Consider the following 19,203-nt stretch of genomic DNA (forward strand, 5'->3'; position numbering starts at 1 on the left):
GAAGCCCCTTGAAGATCGTCCGCTGGCTCGCCGGTCTCGCTGCCGCCGCGAGTCTCCTGACCGCCGTGTCCGCCGCGTCGCAGTCCTATCCAAGCAAGCCCATCCGTCTCATCGTGCCGTTCGCCGCAGGGTCCGGGAGCGACATCTTGGCCCGTATGCTCGCCGACCCGCTGTCCCAGGCGCTGGGCCAGGCGATCGTCGTGGACAACAAGCCAGGCAACAACACGACGGTGGGTACCGAACTCGTCGCTACCTCGCCGCCCGACGGATACATCCTTGGACTGCTCACCAACTCCGGTCTTGCGGCGAGCCCTGGCGGCCTGACCAGCGGGGTCCGCTACGATCCGGTCAGGGACCTCAGCTACGTCACGCTGGTCGCGTCGGTCAACTACGTGTGGCTGGTGAACAACGACGTCGATGCCAAGACCGCACCGGAGTTGATCAAGCTGATCAAGGCCAATCCCGGGAAGTACAACTACGCGAGCGGCAACACGGGCGGGATCGCCTATGGCGGTTATCTCAAGAATATCCATCAGCTCGACGTGACCCACGTGGCCTACAAGTCGACGCCGCAGGCGCTGGCCGACCTGATCAGCGGCCACGTGCAGCTCATGGTGGCGGACGTACCGGCCTCGCTGGGCATGATTCGGTCCGGCAAGGTGCGGCCGGTTGGCGTGCCAGCTGCTCAGCGCTACGTGCTGTTGCCCGACGTTCCGACATTTGTCGAGTACGGCCTGCCGACTCCGCCGAACATGGACGGCTGGTGGGCCCTTGTCGCGCCGGCTGGCACGCCTGACCCGATTCTCGACCGCCTGAACAAGGAGGTGGTCAAGATCCTCGAAACCGATGCGTTCAGGTCCAAGCTGCTGCAAAGCAGCTTCGTGCCGACGCCGTCGACGCGGCAGCACGCGACGCAGTATCAGAAGGATCAGCTCCAGGTATGGAAGTCGATGATCAAGGACCTCGATCTCAAGGTCGAGTGACCCCTGCGGTCGGCGGTTCGAAGAGCACAGGGCTGCGAAATCGGCTAAGATCGCCTTGTGAATAGCCCGTACGAATCGGAGATCGTGCGCAATTGGCGGACGCCTGCCTTCATGAGGATCGAGGGCAGGTTGGCGGCACGGCTCGACACCCAGACGCCCGACACCAGGCCGCCGCTGTGGACCATCCCGCCGTGGCTGATCGCGCTCGTCGTGATTGCCATCATGCTGGGCCTCATGATCCCGGGCTTCCTGCTCGATCTGGCGCGAGTGTAGGGCGCCGCCGGCAATCTTGACGGCCGCGCCGCGCTTGCCCGAGAGTCTGGCTGAGAGGCGTTGTGCGAGGAGGTTGGCGATGGGCGATGACCACGATCATGACCATGGGCACGAGCATGACCACGACGGGCAGGATGTTCCGTCGGCCACGGCGCTCCGGGTCAAGGCTCTCGAGTCGCTGCTCGTCGAGAAAGGTCTCGTCGATCCGGCGGCGCTCGACGCGCTGATTGACACCTACGAATCGAAGATCGGGCCGCGCAACGGAGCCCGCGTCGTGGCGCGGGCCTGGACCGATCCGGACTACAAGGCGCGGCTGCTCAAGGATGCCTCGTCGGCGATTGCCGAGCTGGGCTACAGCGGCGCGCAGGGCGAGCACATGGTCGTGGTCGAGAACACACCGTCGGTGCACAACCTCGTCGTCTGCACGCTGTGCTCCTGCTACCCGTGGCCTGTGCTCGGCCTACCGCCGGTCTGGTACAAGTCCTACGCCTATCGATCGCGGGCAGTCATCGATCCGCGCGGCGTCCTGTCCGAGTTCGGCCTGCGGCTCGCCGAGGACGTCTCGGTTCGCGTGTGGGATTCGACCTCCGAGATCCGCTATCTCGTCCTGCCGCAGCGGCCGCCCAACACGGACAATCTGGAAGAGGAAGCGCTCGCCGACCTGGTCAGTCGCGACGCCATGATCGGCGTGGCACTGCCGGCGGCGCCCGAAGGGCAGGCGAAGCCATGAACGGCGTGCACGACATGGGCGGCATGCATGGTTTCGGCCCGGTCCTGCCCGAGGCGGACGAGCCGGTGTTCCATGCGCCGTGGGAGGGCAAGGTCTATGCCATGCGCCGCCTGATGGGGGCGTGGCAACGGTGGAACATCGATGCCGGCCGTCACAGCATCGAGAAGATGCCGGCCGCCGAGTATCTCGAGTCGAGCTACTACGAGAAATGGCTGCGCTCGCTTGAGGTGCTGATTCTTGAGAAGGGGTTGATCACGACCGGGGAGCTGGCGACGGGCAAGGCGGATGCCGCAGCGCCGAAGATGACGCCGCCGGTGAAAGCCGCCGACATACCGAGGATCGCGACCGCCCGCGGTTCGTCGGAACGCGAGACGTCGGCGCCGCCGCGCTTCGCCATCGGCCAGAAGGTGCGCGCCAAGAACATCAACCCAGTCGGCCACACGCGTCTGCCGCGCTATGCGCGCGGCCGCCAGGGTACGGTCGAGCTCGACCATCGCACGCACGTGTTTCCCGATTCCAACGCCCATTTTAAGGGCGAGGCGGCGCATCGGCTCTACACCGTGCGCTTCGCCGCGCGCGAGCTGTGGGGCGAGGCCGCAAATCCCGCCGATGCCGTCCTCATTGATCTCTGGGAGGAGTATCTTGAGCCTGTCTGACGCAGTCGGCCTGCCGGGATTACCGCGGGACGCCGACGGCCCGGTGTTCGCCGAGCCGTGGCAGGCACAGGCCTTCGCGCTTGCCGTCGAGCTCAACCGGCGTGGCGCTTTCGCGTGGAGCGAATGGGCCGACACGCTTGCCGCCGTGCTGCGCGAGGCGACGGTGCGTGGCACCCCCGATGACGGTTCACATTACTATGAGCATTGGCTGGTTGCACTGGAACGGATTTGCCTCGCCAAGGGCCTGACCGATCTTGGCACGCTCGACGGTCGCACCAACGCCTGGGAGGCCGCCTACCGGCGCACGCCGCACGGCAAGCCGGTCGAGCTGCAGGTCGGGGAAGACACACCTCTTACTCCAGGGTGATGTTGGCGACCTGGATGACCTGCCCCAGTTTGGCCGTGTCGGCGGCGGTGCCGGCCGACGCCATGTTGACCTTGTCCGGGTTCGCTTTTCGACGACACGAACGGGTCGTTGGGTAAGGACGCTGGACGATGGCACTCTATGATGCCATTGCGGCCAAAACGATGGCCCTACGCCCCTGTCTCGCGAAGCCGGTCCAGCATCCGCTCGGCAATTTCGCGTTCGCCGGATACGACCAGGTCGGCGCCGAGAACGGTAAGATGCTCCAGGGTGGCATCCGAGTGAGCGCGCGCGAGAATCTCCAGGGAGGGATGGGCCGCGCGTGCCTGCTCGACGACTTGGCCGGCCTCGAAGGCCTCCGGAATGGTGACAATGAGCCGGCGTGCCTGCGTCAGATTGGCGGCGGCAAGGACGTCGGATCGTGCGGCATTGCCCTCGATCACTTCCGCCCCGTCGCGGCGCGCCTGCTCGATGGCCCGCCGGCCGGTTTCGATGACGACGCAGGGATCCTTGGGGCCTGCCAGCGCTGCGCCGACATACGAGCCGACGCGGCCGTAACCGACGAGCACGGTATGGCCCGTGAGGGTCGTCGGCACGATGTCGGATGGCTTCGGGGACGTGCCTTGTGGTGCGCGCGGGCGCAAGCGATCGATGAGGCCGAACATCAGCGGATTGAGCACGATCGAGACGATGGCGCCGGCCAGGACGAGGTCGCGCGCCTCGGCCGGCACAAGGGAGAGCGATATGCCGAGGCCGATCAGGATGAAGGAGAACTCGCCGATTTGCGCCAAGCTGGCCGAGACTGTCAGCGCCGTTGCGTTCGGAAGCCGGAAGAGGCGCACGATCAGATAGGCGGCGATCGACTTGCCGAGCACGATGATGCCCACCGTCGCCAGCACCGCGAGCGGCGCCTCGACGAAGACATGCGGATTGAGCAGCATGCCGACCGACACGAAGAACAGCACGGCGAAGGCGTCGCGCAGCGGCATCGCCTCCTCGGTCGCCTCCTGGCTGAGCTCGCTTTCGCCCATCACGACGCCGGCGAAGAAGGCGCCCAGCGCAAATGAGACGTCGAACAGCTTGGCTGCCCCGAAAGCGACACCGAGCGCGATGGCGTAGACGGCGAGCCGGAACAGCTCGCGCGAACCCGTATGCGCCGTGTGGTGCATGAGCCACGGGATCAGGCGTCGTCCGACCAGCAGCATCAGGGCGACGAAGAGGGAGACCTTGGCCAGCGTCACGAGCAGCAGGAACACCATCCGGCTCGGCGGCACGCCGTCGCCGGCCGTGATGACGGCGGCTGACGGCACGAGGACCAGCGCCAGCACCATGGCCAAGTCCTCGACGACCAGCCAACCCACGGCGATCCGTCCGCGGTCGGTGTCGAGAATGTGCCGTTCCTGCAGGGCGCGGATCAGCACCACCGTGCTCGCTACCGACAGGGCGAGGCCAAAGACCAGGCCGGCTGCGAACGACCAGCCCAGCAAGTGGGCGAGACCGGCCCCCATGAAGGTCGCCACGACGATCTGCCCAACCGCACCCGGCACGGCGATGTGTGCCACCGACAGCAGGTCCTTGAGCGAGAAGTGCAGGCCGACGCCGAACATCAGCAGGATCACGCCGATCTCCGCCAACTCCGCGGCAAGCGACAGGTCGGCTGTGAATCCCGGCGTGAAGGGGCCGACCGCGACGCCCGCCAGCAGGTAGCCGACGATCGGCTGGATTCGCAGCCGGTGGGCGCCGAGGCCCAGCACGAAGGCGAGCATCAACCCCGCGGCGATCGTCGCGATGAGGGGAGTGTGGTGTTCGGGCATTCCAGCTGCCTTGTCGCGAGGAGATGAAGCAAACAAGCAGGGCGTGACACGGTGCGGTCGGCGTAAGCCTGATGCAAACGGCCCTGTCGTAACGATGCGGCAGTGTAGACGCCGCGCCGGTTGGCCTCGGCGATCCGCTATCGGTTTAGAGGACGTGCGCCACCGGAGAATCTGGCGGACCGCGCGGGCCACCGTTGACCACGCGAGACCTGTGCCCGACTTGCGCGTCCGTCGCGCCAGCGATGGCATAAATCGAACGGTGGCAAGCTACGGGACTAGTCGCTATGACCCGCTCGGGTGGTTCCGGAACGGGGTCGGCCTGTCGTGGCCGGGAAAGGGCGCGAAGGGCGGTCTTCGCCGGCAACAAGCCACGGTTCGACGACCCGGGATCGGCCAGGATTGCAGGCGATATCCATATCTGCGCGACAACCGGGAGAGCGAAGGGGCTGGCTCCGATGGCGGCCAAGCTCAGGATGAATGCCAGGACGGCAGGGCGGAGGGCAGTCGGCACCCTGCCTCGTATCATGAGCTTCCCTCGTTGCGATCTGGCCGCTTCAGCACAACCTTCCTTCATCCCCTGCGCAGTCTTGGAGATTGCGCTACGACAATTCCTACGCTGCCCGCTTGATATGGTTCCCGCATCGCGGATTACACCAAGCGGTCACAACAGCCCGGCGACGGGAACCGAGGGCCGGCGGCCGGTGTGGTTGGCGACCAGCGCCTTGGCCTGGTCGATTCGGCCGGCCTTGAGGTGGGCGGCGAGCAGCGTGTTCTCGACGAGATCGCGCTGCGCGCGGCTGCCGCCGATTCGCACGGTTTCGGCCAGTGCTGTTTCGAGGATCGAGATTGCCGCAGGCCAGTCGCCGCGCCCGTAGGCGGCAAGCCCGATCGCGAGGCGGGGCACCACGTCGCCGGCCGGCGAGCGGCCTGTCGCGGCGCGCTGCTGCAGTTCGCCGACAATGCCGGCGATGCCGTCCTGGTCGTCGGCGGCGATGCAGGCCAGCGCCCGGTGGACATCGACGAAGGCGATACCGGCCTTGGGAAACGACTTCAGCGCATAGTCGCGCACCTCGCCCCACAGCGACGCCTTGCGCGGCTGACCGGCCAGCTCGGCGCGCCACAGGAAGGCCGGCGCGTCGGTGGCGACGTTGAGCGCCGGTCCCCAGGCGCCGCCGGGATGGACCTGCGCCTCGTAGACCTGCCAGGCCCGCCCGGTATCGCCCACGATCAGGGCGAACAAGGCGATGTGCCAGGAGATGTGGCAATGCATCAGGCCGGGGCGCGGATAATCGGGCAGCCAGCTTTCGAGATAGTCGAGCGCCCGGCGATCCTCGCCCATCTCGTAGAGCACGTGCGCCTTGATGTGCGCACCGTGGGCATTGCGCGGATAGGCCGCCATGCTGCGCTCGATCAGGTCGAGCGCTTCGTCGAGCCGGCCGACCTCCTCGAGGGCGAAGGCGTACACGGCCTGGAACCACCAATCGTCGGCGAGATGGGGGCGCAACGCCTCGAGGAACTCGACCTGCTCGGGCTCGCGGCCCTGCCGGCCGCTGAAGCCGATCAGGCCGAACACGCCGGTCGCCGGCGATGCCACCATGGCGTCGCGCGGGTGATCGGTGAGGTGGGCCCGGGTGGCGGCCAGAGCTTCGACCGGCTTGCCCTCGATGGCCAGGCACAATGCATCGATATGGCCCTGCTCGCGCGGCGTGGTGCCTGCGGCGAGCTCGCGGGCGCGCGCCGCCGCCTCGCGGGCGCCGGCGACGTCGGCCTGCAGGAAGCGGGCGCGCGCCAGCGCCGCATGCGCCACGGCGAACGCGGGATCGGCCGCGATGGCCCGAGACAGGTGGTCGGCGTCGCCGTGCCAGGCGGTGAGCACGGCATCGCAGCCGGCGACATAGGCGTCGCGCGCCGCCTCGGAATTCGTGCTGACGGACAAGCCATAACGATCGATCAACATGCCGCTCGGTCTCCATAGGGCCGGCGCTGCCGGCCATTGTCTCCCACTCATCCCGATGCTACGCCAGCACGAGGCCGGCCAGAACAGGAGTCACGTCTTGAGCTCAGAAGATCGACCGAAGCACCCGGCGATCTTCGACGGCCTCTTCTACACGATCGCCGGGCTGTGCGGCTTCGTCACTGGAATCGTCGGCGCGGCCTTCCATCTCTGCGTCAACGCGCTGATGGCCTGGCCAGGATGGTTGGCCGGCTGGGTTGGGTCGACGCCGCTGACGATCGTTCTTGCAGCCGCCATCGCAGCAACCGCCGTCACCGTGGCCTACATCCTCACCGATCGCATCGCCCCCGAAGCCTCGGGCAGCGGCGTGCCGCAGGTCGAGGGCGCGCTGGAAGGTGTGCACGAGATCCGGTGGCGCCGGGTCCTTCCCGTCAAGTTCATCGGTGGCGTGCTCAGCCTGTCGGCCGGTCTGGTCGGCGGGCGCGAGGGACCGACCATCCATATAGGTGCCTCGATCGCCGCTTTTCTGGCCGAGCGGCTGCGCTTCATGCGTCTGGACCTGCACACCATGCTGGCGGCGGGCGCCGCAGCCGGTTTGGCCGCCGCCTTCAATGCGCCGCTCGCCGCCATCCTGTTCGTGGTCGAGGAGACACGAAAGCAGTTCCGATACACCTTTCGGTCCTACGTCACCGTCATCATCGCCTCGGCGGCGAGCGCCTTTGCCATGGAGCTGGTCGGCGGCACCGCGCCGCAGCTGCGCCTCGATACCCAGGCCATGCCGCTGCCCCTGCTGCCGGTCTTCGTGCTGCTGGGGGCGGGGCTCGGGGTGCTCGGCGTCGTGTTCAATCGGACTCTCGTCGCTGCTCTCGATTGGCGGGCGGCGGCGTTCAAGCGCTGGCCCTGGCTCTATCCCGTGATCGTCGGCGCGGCCGTCGGTGCGCTTACCATCGTGCTGCCGCTGGCAGTGCGCGGCGGCGAGACCCTGATCCCCCAGATGGTGGTCAGCAGCGTGCCGTTCCTCGGGCTGGTGCTGATCGCCCTGGTGCGTTTTGTCGGCACCATGGCGAGCTATCCCGTGGGGGTGCCGGCCGGCATCTTCTCGCCGCTGCTGGCGCTCGCCACCATGGTGGGCCTGGTGGCTGCCGGGATCGTCGAGGTCCTGCTGACGGCGACCTCGCTTCCCGTGCCGCCGATGATGGCGGCGGCGTTTGCCGTGGCGGCGATGGGCGGCCTGTTCTCGGCGACCATTCGCGCCCCTCTGGTCGGCGTTGTGCTGGTGGTCGAACTGACTGGCGGCTACGAGCTGATCCTGCCGACGCTTATCACCTGTGTGACGGCGCATGTGGTCGCCGAGGAGCTGAAGGGCCGGCCGATCTACGAGGTGCTGCTGGAGCGCGCCCTCAGGTTGGCCGGCCAGGAGCTGCGCGCGCGATCGATTGCAGCGTCGTCGCCCGTCGGCATCGACGACCACAGGCGCTGAGAGATATTTGAGGGGAACAATGGCCGGCAGCAACACAGGCAGGGTCATTGCGGCCGGGGCCATCGGCAACGTGCTCGAGTGGTACGATTTCGCCGTCTACGGCTACTTCGCCGCGGCGATCGGGCGGGTCTTCTTCCCGAGCCAGGACGCGGTGGCGCAGGTGCTGGCGGCTTTTGGCATCTTCGCCGTCGGCTTTTTCATGCGGCCTGTGGGCGGCGCGTTGATCGGCCACATCGGTGACCGCTTCGGGCGCCGGGCCGCGCTTACTTTCTCGGTGGCTGCCATGGCGATCCCGACCTTCCTGGTCGGCGCCCTGCCGGGCTACGCCACGCTCGGCGTCGCCGCGCCAATCCTGCTCACCCTGCTGCGCATGATCCAGGGCCTGTCGGTCGGCGGCGAGTACACCACGTCCGTCGTCTTCATGGTCGAGCACGCGCCGTCGGATCGGCGTGGCCTGATCGGCGCCACCGCGAGCTGCGGTGCGGTAGGCGGCATCCTCGCGGGCTCGGCGACGGGGGCATTGCTGGCATCGATCATGACGCCGCAAGCCCTCGAATCGTGGGGCTGGCGCATCCCCTTCCTGTTGGGGCTGGTGGTCGGCCTGGCGGGCCTGGCGCTGCGCCGCGGCATCCACGAGGAGGCGTCGTCGGCGAAGGAGCGCAAGCGCTCGCCGCTGGCCGAGGCGTTTCGCGACCACGCGCCGCTGTTGCTGCGCCTCGCCGCGCTGTCGGTGTTCAACTCGGTCGGCTTCTACCTGATGTTCGTCTACATCGTGAGCTGGCTGCAAATGGTCGATGGCGTGGCGCCGGCGCGGGCGCTCGGCATCAACACCATCAGCATGGCTCTGCTCCTGCCGCTGATGGTGGCGATGGGCTGGGTGAGCGATCGGGTCGGGCGCCGCCCGGTGATGCTTGGGGCCACCGTCCTGGCCATCGTGGCGTCCTGGCCGTTGTTCTGGCTGATGCACAGCGCCAACCCGGCCATCGTGCTGCTCGGGCAACTCGGTTTCGTGCTGTCGGTCGGCACCTTCTGCGGCTGCCAGCCGACCGTCATGGTCGAGGCCGTGCCGGCAAGCGTCCGCTGCACGGCGATCGCGCTCGGCTACAACATCACGCTGGGATTGATCGGCGGCCTCAGCCCGCTGGTCGCGACCTGGCTGGTCGAGCGCACGGGCAACGACTACAGCCCGGGCTTCATGATCATGGTCGCGGCTGTGGGGTCGTTCCTGGCGCTGCTGACGTACCAGGAGACGTATCGAAAGCCGCTCTCATGATCCTCCCCAGCTCCGCTGGGGAGGTGTCGCCGTCTTAGGCGACGGAGGGGTCATGGGCCCCAGTCGTGTTGCTCATGACCCCTCCGCCCCGATTACGGGGGCACCTCCCCACGCAAAGCGTGGGGAGGAGGGGAGCGGCTACGCGCCCTCCAGCAGCTCGGGCACGACCCACAGCGCGGGCTCGCCGCGGGCGACGCGCTGGACGTTGTCGAAGCCGTTGCGCAGGCGGGTGATGTTGCTCTCCCAGGTCGGGCCGGCGAGGTGGGCCGTCAGGATCACGTTGTCGAGCTTGAGCAGCGGGTTGTCGGGCGGCGTCGGCTCCTCGTCGAAGACGTCGAGACCGGCACCGAACAGGTTGTTGGCCGAGAGCGCCGCCGTCATCGCCTTCTCGTCGATCACCGGCCCGCGCGAGGTGTTCACGATGATCGCCGACTTCTTCATCACCGCGAGCTCCTGTGCGCCGATCATGTGATGGGTCGAGGCGTTGAGCGGCACGTGCAGCGACAGGATGTCGGAGCTGCGCAGGATCTCGGGTAGCAGGCGGAAGCGCACGCCGAGCGCGTCCTCCTCGGCCTCCGACAGGCGCTTGATGTCATAGTAGTGCACGATCATGCCGAACGCCTGGGCGAGCCGCGCCACCTTCTTGCCGATCGTGCCGAGGCCGACGATGCCCAGCACCTTCTCGCGCACCTGATGGACGGTCGGTGGCTGGTTGCCGTGCCAGCGCCCGGCAGTGACGTTGCTGTGCTGGGTGATCAGGCGGCGCGACACTGCCAGCATCAAGAGCACGGCGTGCTCGGACACGGCGACGGAGTTGGCGCCGCCGTTGTTGCACAGCGGCACCTTGCTCTTGCGCGCCGCGTCGAGGTCGGCCCGGTCATAGCCTGCGCTCAGCATCTGGATGAGCTTGAGCTTGGGCGCATCCTTGAAGAGCTGCGGCGTCACGTACTGCTGGATGAAACCTACGAAATAGTTGGTGCCGGGCAGAGCCGCCTTCATCTCCGCCGAATTGTGCAGCGCCTTGACGATCTCGAAGCCCTTGGGGGCGAGTTCGTCGACCATAGAGATGGTGTCCCGAGGTCCGACGACGAGTACGCGTTCAACCATTAGAGTGCCTCCGCAGCATCACGATGACCTTTGAGCAGGCCGGGCAGCCGGTCGGGCTCGGTGCGGCCCCAGCCGCACTCGGCCGACAGACCGAAATCGCCCGGGACATGCCGGCGCGCCACGGCGACGCGGGCGCGGTCGCCGGCGTCGTCGTCATGGTGCAGCAGCCCGAGGTAGAGCTTGCAAGCCGCCGGCCGCTTCCAGGCGGCGAGCGGCGCGTAGAACGCGTCGTCGGTACGACCCTTGGGGACGGGGATATGGAAGAAGTCGATCGGCCTGCGCGTCGCAGCAGCGATTCCTTCCATCATCTCGACGAGGATGCTCGCGTCCTTGGGCTGCACCAGGTGCTCGTCGCGCGGCGAGCCGTAGCACAGGTGATAGCCCATCTCGACGCCTGCCGGCACGGCATCGCCCAGTCGCCCCAGCATGTCGAAGGTCTGATTCTTGTAGTCGGCCGGGCGGTCGACGAAGTAGCCCTCGAACGCCAGGACTTCCTGGCAGACATCCCACTGGATGGCGAGCTTGTCGGCCGGGATCGCCCTGACGATGTTGGCCAGCGCCGATTTCAGCGCGCGCTCGTAGACGCCGAAATAGGTCTGGCGCGCCGGTCCGCTGACATAGAGATAGCCGCTGGCCTGCGGCGTCGGCAGGGAGACCTGGAAGCGCATGCCTGCCGCAATCGCGCCGGCGCCGCGCAGCCGCTTGAACACGGCCCACGAGGCGAGGGCCGCCTTGTCGTAACCGGTCTCGAACACCACGCCCTGCGGATCACTACCAGGCTTGAAGCGGACCTGCTCGATCTCGCGCACCAGCTTGCCGTCCCATTGGACGAACTTGTAGGGCGGCACCGTGGGATCAATCTCCATCGCCGGATGATCGAGCAGCATCTGGCGCTGGAAAAAGACCCAGCGCGCGCGTTCGCCGGTTTCGCCGTCGGGCAGGCAGCGCAGGAACGGGCCGAGCGTCTCACTCAGCCGGCGGAACACCTGCTCGCTGCTGTCGAGCGGAATGCTGCCGATCAGGTGCAGGCGCTCCTGCTTCTCCATCAGGCGACTTTCTCGAGCTTCTGCAGCGAGCGCAGGTACTTCGGCACCGGCGTGCCCGGATGCGTGCCCGACCAGTTGGTGTAGCTCACCTCGCCGACATAGATGTCGCCCTTGCTATCGACCGCCAGCCCGTGCGGCGAGAGGAACTTGCCGGGCTCCTGGCCGGGGCCATGCTCGCCGCCCAGGCGGGCGATCACGCCACCCTTTTTGTCGACGATGGTGAGGCGCGGGCCGATGTTGGTGTGCTTGCTGTTGACCGGCATGCCGGGCCCGAGCTCGCCGATGATGAATTGCGGGTTCTTGCCGCCGCCGCAGCAGTAGAGCGCACAGGGCCGGTGCATGTTGTTCCACTGCAGCTCGTACTTGCCGTTGCCGTCGAACACCTGGACGCGATGGTTCTCGCGGTCGGCGACGTAGACCCAGCCGTCCTCGTCGGTGGCGATGTTGTGCACGATGTTGAACTGGCCAGGATCGGTGCCGGTGGTGCCCCAGCACATCAGATGGCGGCCGTCCGGCGTGTATTTGTGGACGCACGAATTGCCGTAGCCGTCGGCGACGTAGATCTCGCCTTTCGGCGAGAGGGCGGTGTGGGTGCAGCGGTTGAACGGCTGGCCGCTCAGGAACGGCGCCGGCTGGTTGGGCACGCCGATGGTCAGCAGCACCTTGCCGTCGGTGGTGATCTTGCGCACGGTGTGGTCGCCGTCATCGGTGCAGTAGAGCGTGTCGTCGCTGTCGATGTGGATGCCGTGCGCGCGGCCGAACAGGCCTTCGCCCCACGAGCGCAGGAAGTTGCCGTCGCGATCGAACACCATCATCGGATGCTGGCCGCGATTGAAGACGTAGACGCGGTCCTTGCTGTCGACGGCGACCGCCGCGACGTCACGGAACTCCCAGCCGTCGGGCAGCCTGGCCCAGTTCTCGACCACGCGATAGCGATGCTCGCCGCTGCCCAGGATCACTGACATGGTTGGCTCCCTTTCAAGCTCTCCTCCCCAGCGAAGCTGGGGAGGAGAAGACTCATTCTCATCACGCCGCCGACATCATCGCGTCGGAGATCTTCTCCGCCGTCATCAGGGTCGGGAAGTTGGTGTTGGCGCAGGGCACTACGGGGAACAGCGAGGCGTCGACCACGCGCAGGCCCTGCACGCCCTTGACCCGCCCCTGGATGTCGGTCACCGCCATCGGATCGTCGGGACGGCCCATGCGGCAGGTACACGACGCGTGCCATACGCCGATCGCCGCCTTGCGCACGAAGGCCTCGAGCGCCTCGTCGTCGGTCATCACCTGGTCGAAGGTGAAGCCCTCGACCACGAACTTGTCGATCATGTAGCGGCGCAGGGCTGCCGGCCCGTCGAGGCATTGCGCCACGATGCTGGTCAGGATCTTGTTCTTGGTGTTCACGACGCCGATCGCACGCACGCGGTCGCTGTAGGCGGCGGGGAAGGGGACGTCGGTCACCTGCTTCAGCTCGTCCGTCAGCTGCACCGCGGCCATCAGCTTGAAGCCGCTCATCAGCCGGTCGAGGTCGCGCTTGTCCGACAGCAGGTTGAACTCGACGACAGGCTCGCTGCGATAGTCGCGCGAGGTGAGCTTGACCTGGCCGGTCTCCGAGTAGGTCTTGTTGATGAAGGTGAGCAGCGAGGCGATCTGCTCGCCGACCGCATGCCAAGCCGACTTGCTGACCACCGCGACGAACATGTCGCCCTTGGGGACCCCGGGCAGGCCCGACGAGTAGCGCAGGCCGAGATGGATGTGCCGGCGGGTGTGTTCGTTCATGCGCGAGCCGCGCTTGATGAATGAGGAGAGCGCGATCGACGGATGGTCCATCAGCCGCTGGCCGACTCCGGGCAGGCCGGCGACGACGGGAATGCCGAGCTCGGCGAGATGGCCGACCGGGCCGATGCCGGCGCGCATGAGATGGGCCGGCGTATGGATGGCGCCGGACGACAGGATGACCTCCTTGGCGCGGAATTCCTTCTCCTGGCCGCCGGTCACCGCCGTCACGCCGACGCAACGCGTGCCTTCGAACAGCAGCGACTTCACCTGCGTGCCGGTCGAGATGGTGAGGTTGGCGCGCTTGCGCGTCTCGGTGTCGAGATAGCCCATGGCGGCCGAGACACGGCGCTCCTCGGCGTTGGAGTGGGTCACCGGGAAGTAGCCGTCGACGAATTCCCCGTTCTGGTCGGGCAGGAACTTGAAACCCTTGGCGGCGAAGCCCTTGGCCACCGCCTTGGCGTGCCCGGTCCAGTGCTCGGGCGGGATGCGACGCACCGGGATGCGACCGTCCTTGCCATGGTAGGGACCGTCGAAGTCGAGATCGCGCTCGACCTTCTTGAAGAACGGCAGCACCTGGTTCCAGCCCCAGCCCTCGGCGCCGCGGCTCGCCCATTCGTCGTAATCGGTCGGCGCGCCGCGATTGGCCATCTGGCCGTTGATCGACGAGCCGCCGCCCAGCACGCGCGCCTGCTCGTACTTGCGCAACGGCGGCCGGTTCTCGTGCGGATTGTTGTGCGAGACGACCTGGGTGTGGACCCGGAGATCGGTCCAGTGAAAGCGCGGGTCGAAATAGGCCGTGCCGGAGTAGCTGTCGGCGATCTCCTTCGGCTCCTGGCCCGGCGGCGTATCCTGGCCGGCCTCGCACAGCAGGACCTTGTTCGCACTCTTGGCCGACAGCCGGTTGGCCATGACCGATCCGGCCGATCCGCCACCAACGATGATATAGTCGTACACGGTCGTTTCCCCGATTTGTTGGCGCTACGCTAGAGCGGTTTTCGATCGAAGGGAACCGCTACGGGGTCATGGCTGGGACCGCGCCGCTCCGATGGCGCTCATGTTCTCCTCCCCAGCTTCGCTGCGCGGAGTGGACGCATTTCGAATCCTCCCCCGTAAGACGGGGGAGGGATGGGAGTTGTGTCCACTCCGTAGCAGCTTCGCTGGGGAGGAGACATGAGCGCCACTGCCGGCTGAGGTTACTCCGCCTTAAGTGGCGCGGTCCCAGCCATGATGCCTTCGACCTTGCCGATGCAGGCCAAGCCTGCAATCGTTTACTGTCGCATCAAGGGAGGTTTCGTATGCCGGATGTTACAGCCGCAAATCCCGACATCGCCACGCCGGAGTTGATGAAGGCGATCTCCGCGGCCTTCAACAGCCGCGACGTCGAGCGCATCGTTTCCTTCTTCACCGATGATGCCACCTTCTGGTTGGCGCGCGGGCCCGAGCCGGTCGGCCGCACGCTGACGGGCAAGGAAACCATCGCCAAGACGCTTGCGGCTCGCTTCAAGGTGATCCCCGACATGCGCTGGGACCACAAGGAGTACATCTACGCCGGCAACCGCGCGATCTCGGTGTGGACGGTGAAGGGCAAGGGCGCCGACGGCGAGGACCTGAACTACCAGGGCTGCGACATCTACACGTTCCGCGGCGGGAAGATCTGCGCCAAGGACACCTACTGGAAGATCGTCGAGCACAAGGATCGACTGTGATGGATTTCGACACGATCATCCGCGGCGGCACCATCGTCGATGGCTCGGGCAAGCCACGCTTCACCGGCGACGTCGCCATTCACGACGGCCGCATCGTCGAGATCGGCCGCATCGCCGGCACCGCGGGGCGCACCATCGATGCCGACGGCCTGATCGTCGCGCCGGGCTTCATCGACGGCCATACCCACATGGATGCGCAGGTCGCTTGGGACCCACTCGGCAGCTGCTCGTGCTGGCACGGCGTCACCAGCGTGGTGATGAGCAATTGCGGCTTTGCGCTGGCCCCCTGCAAGCCCTCCGATCGCGACTGGTACGCACGCTGCCTGTCGGCGGTCGAGGATATCCCGACCGAAGCGATGGCGGCCGGTATCGATTGGACGTGGGAGACCTTCCCCGAATACCTCGCCACCGTCGAGCGCCTACCCAAGGCGATCAACTACGGCATGTACATCGGCCATTCAGCGCTGCGCATGTACGTCATGGGCGAGCGGGCGCTCTCCGAGAAGGCCACCGAGGACGACATGGCACGCATGGCGGCGGCCGTGCAGGAGGCGCTGAAGGCAGGCGCCATGGGCTTCTCGAGCTCGCGCGCGTCGACGCATGTGACGCCGGACGACACGCCGGTGGCGAGCCGCATCGCCGAATGGGAGGAGATCGATCGCATCCTGGCGGCCATGGCCGCGGTCGATGCCGGCATCTTCCAGATCGGACCGGACATCGCGAGCGGACCGCGCCATCGCGTCTTTCTCGAGCGCCTGCGCAAGGTGGCGCTCGACTACAAGCGGCCGATCATGTTCGGCGTGCTGGCGACCAAGCAGGGCGACGACCCGACTCCCTGGAGTTACCAGACCCGGTACATCGACGACACGGTCGCCGCCGGCGGCCGCATGTACGGGCAGGGCACGACACGCTCGATCAACGCCATCTTCTCGCTGAAGTCCTACCTGCCCTTCGACGTCCTGCCGGCCTGGCGGCCGATCCGTGCGCTGCCGATCGACGAACAGAAGGAGCGGCTGCAGGATCCGGCTGTGCGGCGCGAGCTGGTCGCGGCGGAAGAGAAGATGAAGCCGCGTGACAAGGTCTTCCAGGGTGGCGGCGCGGCGACGACCGATCCGCGCAAGCCGGACTACGCCAACCTGTTCGCCCTGAAGGGCGTCGATTGGGACGATCCCACGGTCGACCAGCTCGCCAAGGCGCGCGGCCAGCATCCGGTCGAGGTGATGATCGACCTGTCGCTCAAGGACGAGAACCAGGTCTACGTCCAGCCGCTGGTCAACGAATCGCCCGACGACGTGCTCGGCATCCTCAAGCATGCGCGCACGCTGGCGACCTTCTCGGACTCGGGTGCGCACGTCTGCCAGGAGATGGGCTCCTCGCTGCAGACCCATTTCCTCAGCTACTGGGTGCGCAAGCGTGGCGCCTTCACGCTCGAGCAGGCGATCAAGAAGCTGACGCACGACAATGCCGCGGCGTGGGACCTGCACGATCGCGGCCAGGTGCGCGAAGGCTTGCGCGCCGACCTCGTGCTGTTCGAGGAGGACCGCATCCGGCCGCTCCTGCCGACCGTCGAGAAGGACCTGCCGGGCGGCGCCCGCCGCCTGGTGCAGAAGGCCGAGGGCATCAGGGCCACCCTGGTCAATGGCGCGGTCGCGTTCGAGAACGGCGAAGCGACCGGCACCTACCAGGGCGAGGTGTTGAAAGGAAAGCTGGCCTCGTGAGGCGCTGCAGTCTCTTCCTGATCGCCGTCATGGTCATCACGCCCGGCTTGACGATGGCCCAGGCAAAGTCCGCGCCGCCGGCGGCCAGCACTGGCGGCACCGTTGGCGTGAAAAGCCGCCTCAACACGCTGCACTACAACAACGTCGAAGGCCTGCGCCGCGGCCCCGACGGCCAATGGACCGGCAAGGCCACCCAGGGCGGCGTCGAAAAGCAGGTCACCGTGACGCCGCAAGGCACGGTGATTGCGCGGTGACGCCGCGGCAGGTCGAACGGCAAAAATCTCACCCTGAGGAGCCGCGCGAAGCGCGGCATCTCGAAGGATGGGATCAGGAAAGGTTCGTGTTGCCCATGCTTCGAGACGCTCGCTGCGCTCGCTCCTCAGCATGAGGTTGGGTGGGTTGCGCAGTCACAAATTCATACACGGAGTACATCCATGAGTGATCGCCGCATCCCGACCTATCAAGCCCTGGTCGACGACCTCAAGGCGCTGGGCGTCGAGCAGGTGTTCGGCCTGATGAGCGACGATACGGCGGTGTTCGCCACCGCGCTCGACAGCGCCGGCATCCGCTTCTACGGCGCCCGTCACGAGAACAACGCCATTGCCATGGCCGAGGGCTTCTCCTATCGCTCGGGTGGGCTCGGCATCGCGGTCATCGGGCGCGGTCCGGCGACGGCCAACGGCCTGCATGCCGCCACCTATGCCAGCCGCTCGGGCTCCAAGGTGCTGATCATCTCGGGCGAAGCGGCAGTGCCGTCGGGCGCGATGAACGGCCTCGGCCCCGACTACAAGGGCTTCAACGCCACCGCGGTGCTGGCCGCCGCAGGCATCCGCACCTTCGTCGCCACCAGCCCGGCGACGGCGCGCGGCGTTCTGGCAGACGCGATTGCGGCAGCGATGCAGGGCGGCGCTGCGGCGCTGCTGCTGCCGGTCAATGTCCAGCTCTCCGACATGGATCAGAGCGACGCATCGCTCGCGCGCCCGCGCGAGCGCAAGCCCGCGGCGCCGCGGGCCCAGGCGATCGAGGCCGCCGCCGCCGTGGTGCGCCAGAGCCGCAAGCCCTTGATCCTGGCCGGGTTGGGGGCCCACCGCGCCGGCGCCAAGGAAGCACTGGAGAAGCTTGCCGACCGCACCGGTGCGCTGCTGGCGACGTCAGCCCGCGGCAAGGACATGTTCCGCGACCATCCGGCCAATCTCGGCATCGTCGGCTCGTTCTCCCATTCGGCAGCGCGTCGCTTGGTCCACGAGGCCGATTGCGTGCTGGTGTTCGGTGCCGGACTGAATCTGCTCACCATGAGCTTCGGGCATTCACTGCCGAACGTGCCGCTGGTCCAGATTGATTCCGAGCGCGGCCATATCGGTCGCTGGCACCATGCCGACGTCGCGGTGGTAGGCGATGCCCGCCTCGCAGCGGAAGCCCTGATCGAGGCGCTGCCGCCGGGATCGAATTTGGAGCGGCCGTTCCGCTCGGACGAGACCTTGCGCTTCCTGAAGGGTTTCGACATCGCGAGCGACTTCGAGCCGGCCAACACCGCGCGCACAGTCGATCCGCGTTCACTGGGGGTTGCGCTCGAGAAGCTCCTGCCGGCCAACCGCAACCTGGTCTACGATGCCGGCAATTTTCTCGGCATCGTGCCCTACCTCTCGGTGCCGGGGCCGGGCCATTTCAAGCTGACCAGCGACTTCGCCTCGATCGGCCTGGGCTTCGGCACGGCGCTTGGCGTGGCCAAGGCGCGGCCCGATGAGACCACGGTGCTGGTGATCGGCGACGGCGGCTTCCTGATGACCATGGGCGAGCTCGAGACGGTGGTGCGCGAGGACCTGCCGCTGGTCATCGTGCTGATGAACGACTGCGCCTACGGGGCAGAGCTGCACTTCCTCAAGATGCGCGAGCTGCCGGTGGCCAAGTCGGTGTTTCCGGACGTCGACTACGCGCCAGTGGCCGAGGCCTTCGGTTTCCAGGCGGCGACCATCCGCACGCTTGAGGATCTGCAAAGGATCGCGCCGCTGCTGGCGCGGCCCGACGGCCCGGTGTTCCTCGACTGCAAGCTCAATGCCGCGGTGGCGGCGCCGTTCATGAGCGAGTTCCACGAGTTCGAGACACGCAAGCACTGAAGAAAGGATAAGGTCCTCGCGGCGCTCGGGATGACATCATTGTGCTGGGGGCGCCGCTCCAGCGGCGCGCCATTCGTGTGATCGACGATGATCGCGCCATTGGCTTGGTGCGCCCCAGCTAAGAACCCGTCATTCCGAGACAGGCGCTTGGCGCCGCAAGCGCCCGTAAGCGAGGGACCTTTCCTCGGCGGAGGATTCGGAGAGAAGTC

General features: G+C 67.1%; 17 protein-coding genes. 11 read left to right on the forward strand and 6 right to left on the reverse strand.

Features of this window, described 5'->3' with window-relative positions; translation table 11 throughout:
- Positions 1–8 precede the first annotated feature (8 nt).
- The 5 genes from ACILR9_RS09780 to ACILR9_RS09800 all read left to right on the forward strand — a co-directional run bounded on the left by ACILR9_RS09780 (position 9) and on the right by ACILR9_RS09800 (position 3,009).
- Positions 9–983 (forward strand): Bug family tripartite tricarboxylate transporter substrate binding protein, encoded by a 975-nt coding sequence (locus ACILR9_RS09780; RefSeq protein WP_395709726.1) that lies wholly within the window; start codon positions 9–11, stop codon positions 981–983.
- 57 nt (positions 984–1,040) lie between these two features.
- The gene (locus tag ACILR9_RS09785) at positions 1,041–1,256 is read left to right on the forward strand and encodes a hypothetical protein (protein WP_395709727.1); all 216 of its coding nucleotides are present in this window, start codon (positions 1,041–1,043) and stop codon (positions 1,254–1,256) included.
- 79 nt (positions 1,257–1,335) lie between these two features.
- Positions 1,336–1,986, forward strand: a complete 651-nt coding sequence (gene nthA / locus ACILR9_RS09790; RefSeq protein ID WP_395709728.1) for a nitrile hydratase subunit alpha — start codon at positions 1,336–1,338, stop codon at positions 1,984–1,986.
- Positions 1,983–2,642 carry a nitrile hydratase subunit beta gene (gene nthB / locus ACILR9_RS09795; RefSeq protein ID WP_395709729.1) on the forward strand — a complete coding sequence of 220 codons (660 nt, stop codon included), beginning with the start codon at positions 1,983–1,985 and terminating at the stop codon, positions 2,640–2,642. The genes nthA and nthB overlap by 4 nt, the downstream gene beginning before the upstream one ends.
- A complete protein-coding gene (locus ACILR9_RS09800; protein ID WP_395709730.1) occupies positions 2,629–3,009 on the forward strand; it encodes a nitrile hydratase accessory protein in 381 nt (126 codons plus the stop codon). The genes nthB and ACILR9_RS09800 overlap by 14 nt, the downstream gene beginning before the upstream one ends.
- Before the next feature lie 167 nt (positions 3,010–3,176).
- On the opposite strand, the gene ybaL is transcribed toward ACILR9_RS09800, so the two are convergent.
- Both ybaL and ACILR9_RS09810 read right to left on the reverse strand, forming a co-directional pair.
- Positions 3,177–4,820 carry a YbaL family putative K(+) efflux transporter gene (gene ybaL / locus ACILR9_RS09805; RefSeq protein WP_395709731.1) on the reverse strand — a complete coding sequence of 548 codons (1,644 nt, stop codon included), beginning with the start codon at positions 4,818–4,820 and terminating at the stop codon, positions 3,177–3,179.
- 661 nt (positions 4,821–5,481) lie between these two features.
- The gene (locus ACILR9_RS09810; RefSeq protein ID WP_395709732.1) at positions 5,482–6,777 is read right to left on the reverse strand and encodes a tetratricopeptide repeat protein; all 1,296 of its coding nucleotides are present in this window, start codon (positions 6,775–6,777) and stop codon (positions 5,482–5,484) included.
- A gap of 97 nt (positions 6,778–6,874) precedes the next feature.
- Between ACILR9_RS09810 and clcA the strand changes: the two genes are divergently transcribed.
- Positions 6,875–8,254 (forward strand): H(+)/Cl(-) exchange transporter ClcA, encoded by a 1,380-nt coding sequence (gene clcA / locus ACILR9_RS09815; protein ID WP_395709733.1) that lies wholly within the window; start codon positions 6,875–6,877, stop codon positions 8,252–8,254.
- Positions 8,255–8,273: 19 nt separating this feature from the next.
- The gene (locus ACILR9_RS09820) at positions 8,274–9,527 is read left to right on the forward strand and encodes an MFS transporter (RefSeq protein WP_395709734.1); all 1,254 of its coding nucleotides are present in this window, start codon (positions 8,274–8,276) and stop codon (positions 9,525–9,527) included.
- Between the two features lie 138 nt (positions 9,528–9,665).
- Here the strand turns inward: ACILR9_RS09820 and ACILR9_RS09825 are convergent, their stop codons facing one another.
- From ACILR9_RS09825 to ACILR9_RS09840, 4 genes are all read right to left on the reverse strand, one after another.
- Positions 9,666–10,589 carry a 2-hydroxyacid dehydrogenase gene (locus tag ACILR9_RS09825; protein WP_395709735.1) on the reverse strand — a complete coding sequence of 308 codons (924 nt, stop codon included), beginning with the start codon at positions 10,587–10,589 and terminating at the stop codon, positions 9,666–9,668.
- Positions 10,590–10,633: 44 nt separating this feature from the next.
- A complete protein-coding gene (locus tag ACILR9_RS09830) occupies positions 10,634–11,680 on the reverse strand; it encodes a hypothetical protein (protein ID WP_395709736.1) in 1,047 nt (348 codons plus the stop codon).
- A complete protein-coding gene (locus ACILR9_RS09835) occupies positions 11,680–12,645 on the reverse strand; it encodes a peptidyl-alpha-hydroxyglycine alpha-amidating lyase family protein (protein ID WP_395709737.1) in 966 nt (321 codons plus the stop codon). The genes ACILR9_RS09830 and ACILR9_RS09835 overlap by 1 nt, the downstream gene beginning before the upstream one ends.
- A 61-nt stretch (positions 12,646–12,706) precedes the next feature.
- Positions 12,707–14,410 carry a GMC family oxidoreductase gene (locus ACILR9_RS09840; protein ID WP_395709738.1) on the reverse strand — a complete coding sequence of 568 codons (1,704 nt, stop codon included), beginning with the start codon at positions 14,408–14,410 and terminating at the stop codon, positions 12,707–12,709.
- Positions 14,411–14,751: 341 nt separating this feature from the next.
- On the opposite strand from ACILR9_RS09840, the gene ACILR9_RS09845 reads away from it, so the two are divergent.
- The 4 genes from ACILR9_RS09845 to ACILR9_RS09860 all read left to right on the forward strand — a co-directional run bounded on the left by ACILR9_RS09845 (position 14,752) and on the right by ACILR9_RS09860 (position 18,994).
- The gene (locus ACILR9_RS09845) at positions 14,752–15,162 is read left to right on the forward strand and encodes a nuclear transport factor 2 family protein (protein ID WP_395709739.1); all 411 of its coding nucleotides are present in this window, start codon (positions 14,752–14,754) and stop codon (positions 15,160–15,162) included.
- A complete protein-coding gene (locus ACILR9_RS09850) occupies positions 15,162–16,880 on the forward strand; it encodes an amidohydrolase family protein (protein WP_395709740.1) in 1,719 nt (572 codons plus the stop codon). The genes ACILR9_RS09845 and ACILR9_RS09850 overlap by 1 nt, the downstream gene beginning before the upstream one ends.
- Positions 16,877–17,134: a hypothetical protein gene (locus ACILR9_RS09855; protein ID WP_395709741.1), complete on the forward strand. Its 258-nt coding sequence runs from the start codon at positions 16,877–16,879 to the stop codon at positions 17,132–17,134. Before ACILR9_RS09850 ends, ACILR9_RS09855 begins: the two co-directional genes overlap by 4 nt.
- A 180-nt stretch (positions 17,135–17,314) precedes the next feature.
- Complete coding sequence (locus tag ACILR9_RS09860) at positions 17,315–18,994, forward strand: thiamine pyrophosphate-binding protein (RefSeq protein WP_395709742.1); 1,680 nt, start codon at positions 17,315–17,317, stop codon at positions 18,992–18,994.
- Positions 18,995–19,203 lie beyond the last annotated feature (209 nt).

It is taken from the genome of Reyranella sp., from assembly GCF_044224635.1.
In the GTDB taxonomy this organism is placed as follows: domain Bacteria; phylum Pseudomonadota; class Alphaproteobacteria; order Reyranellales; family Reyranellaceae; genus Reyranella.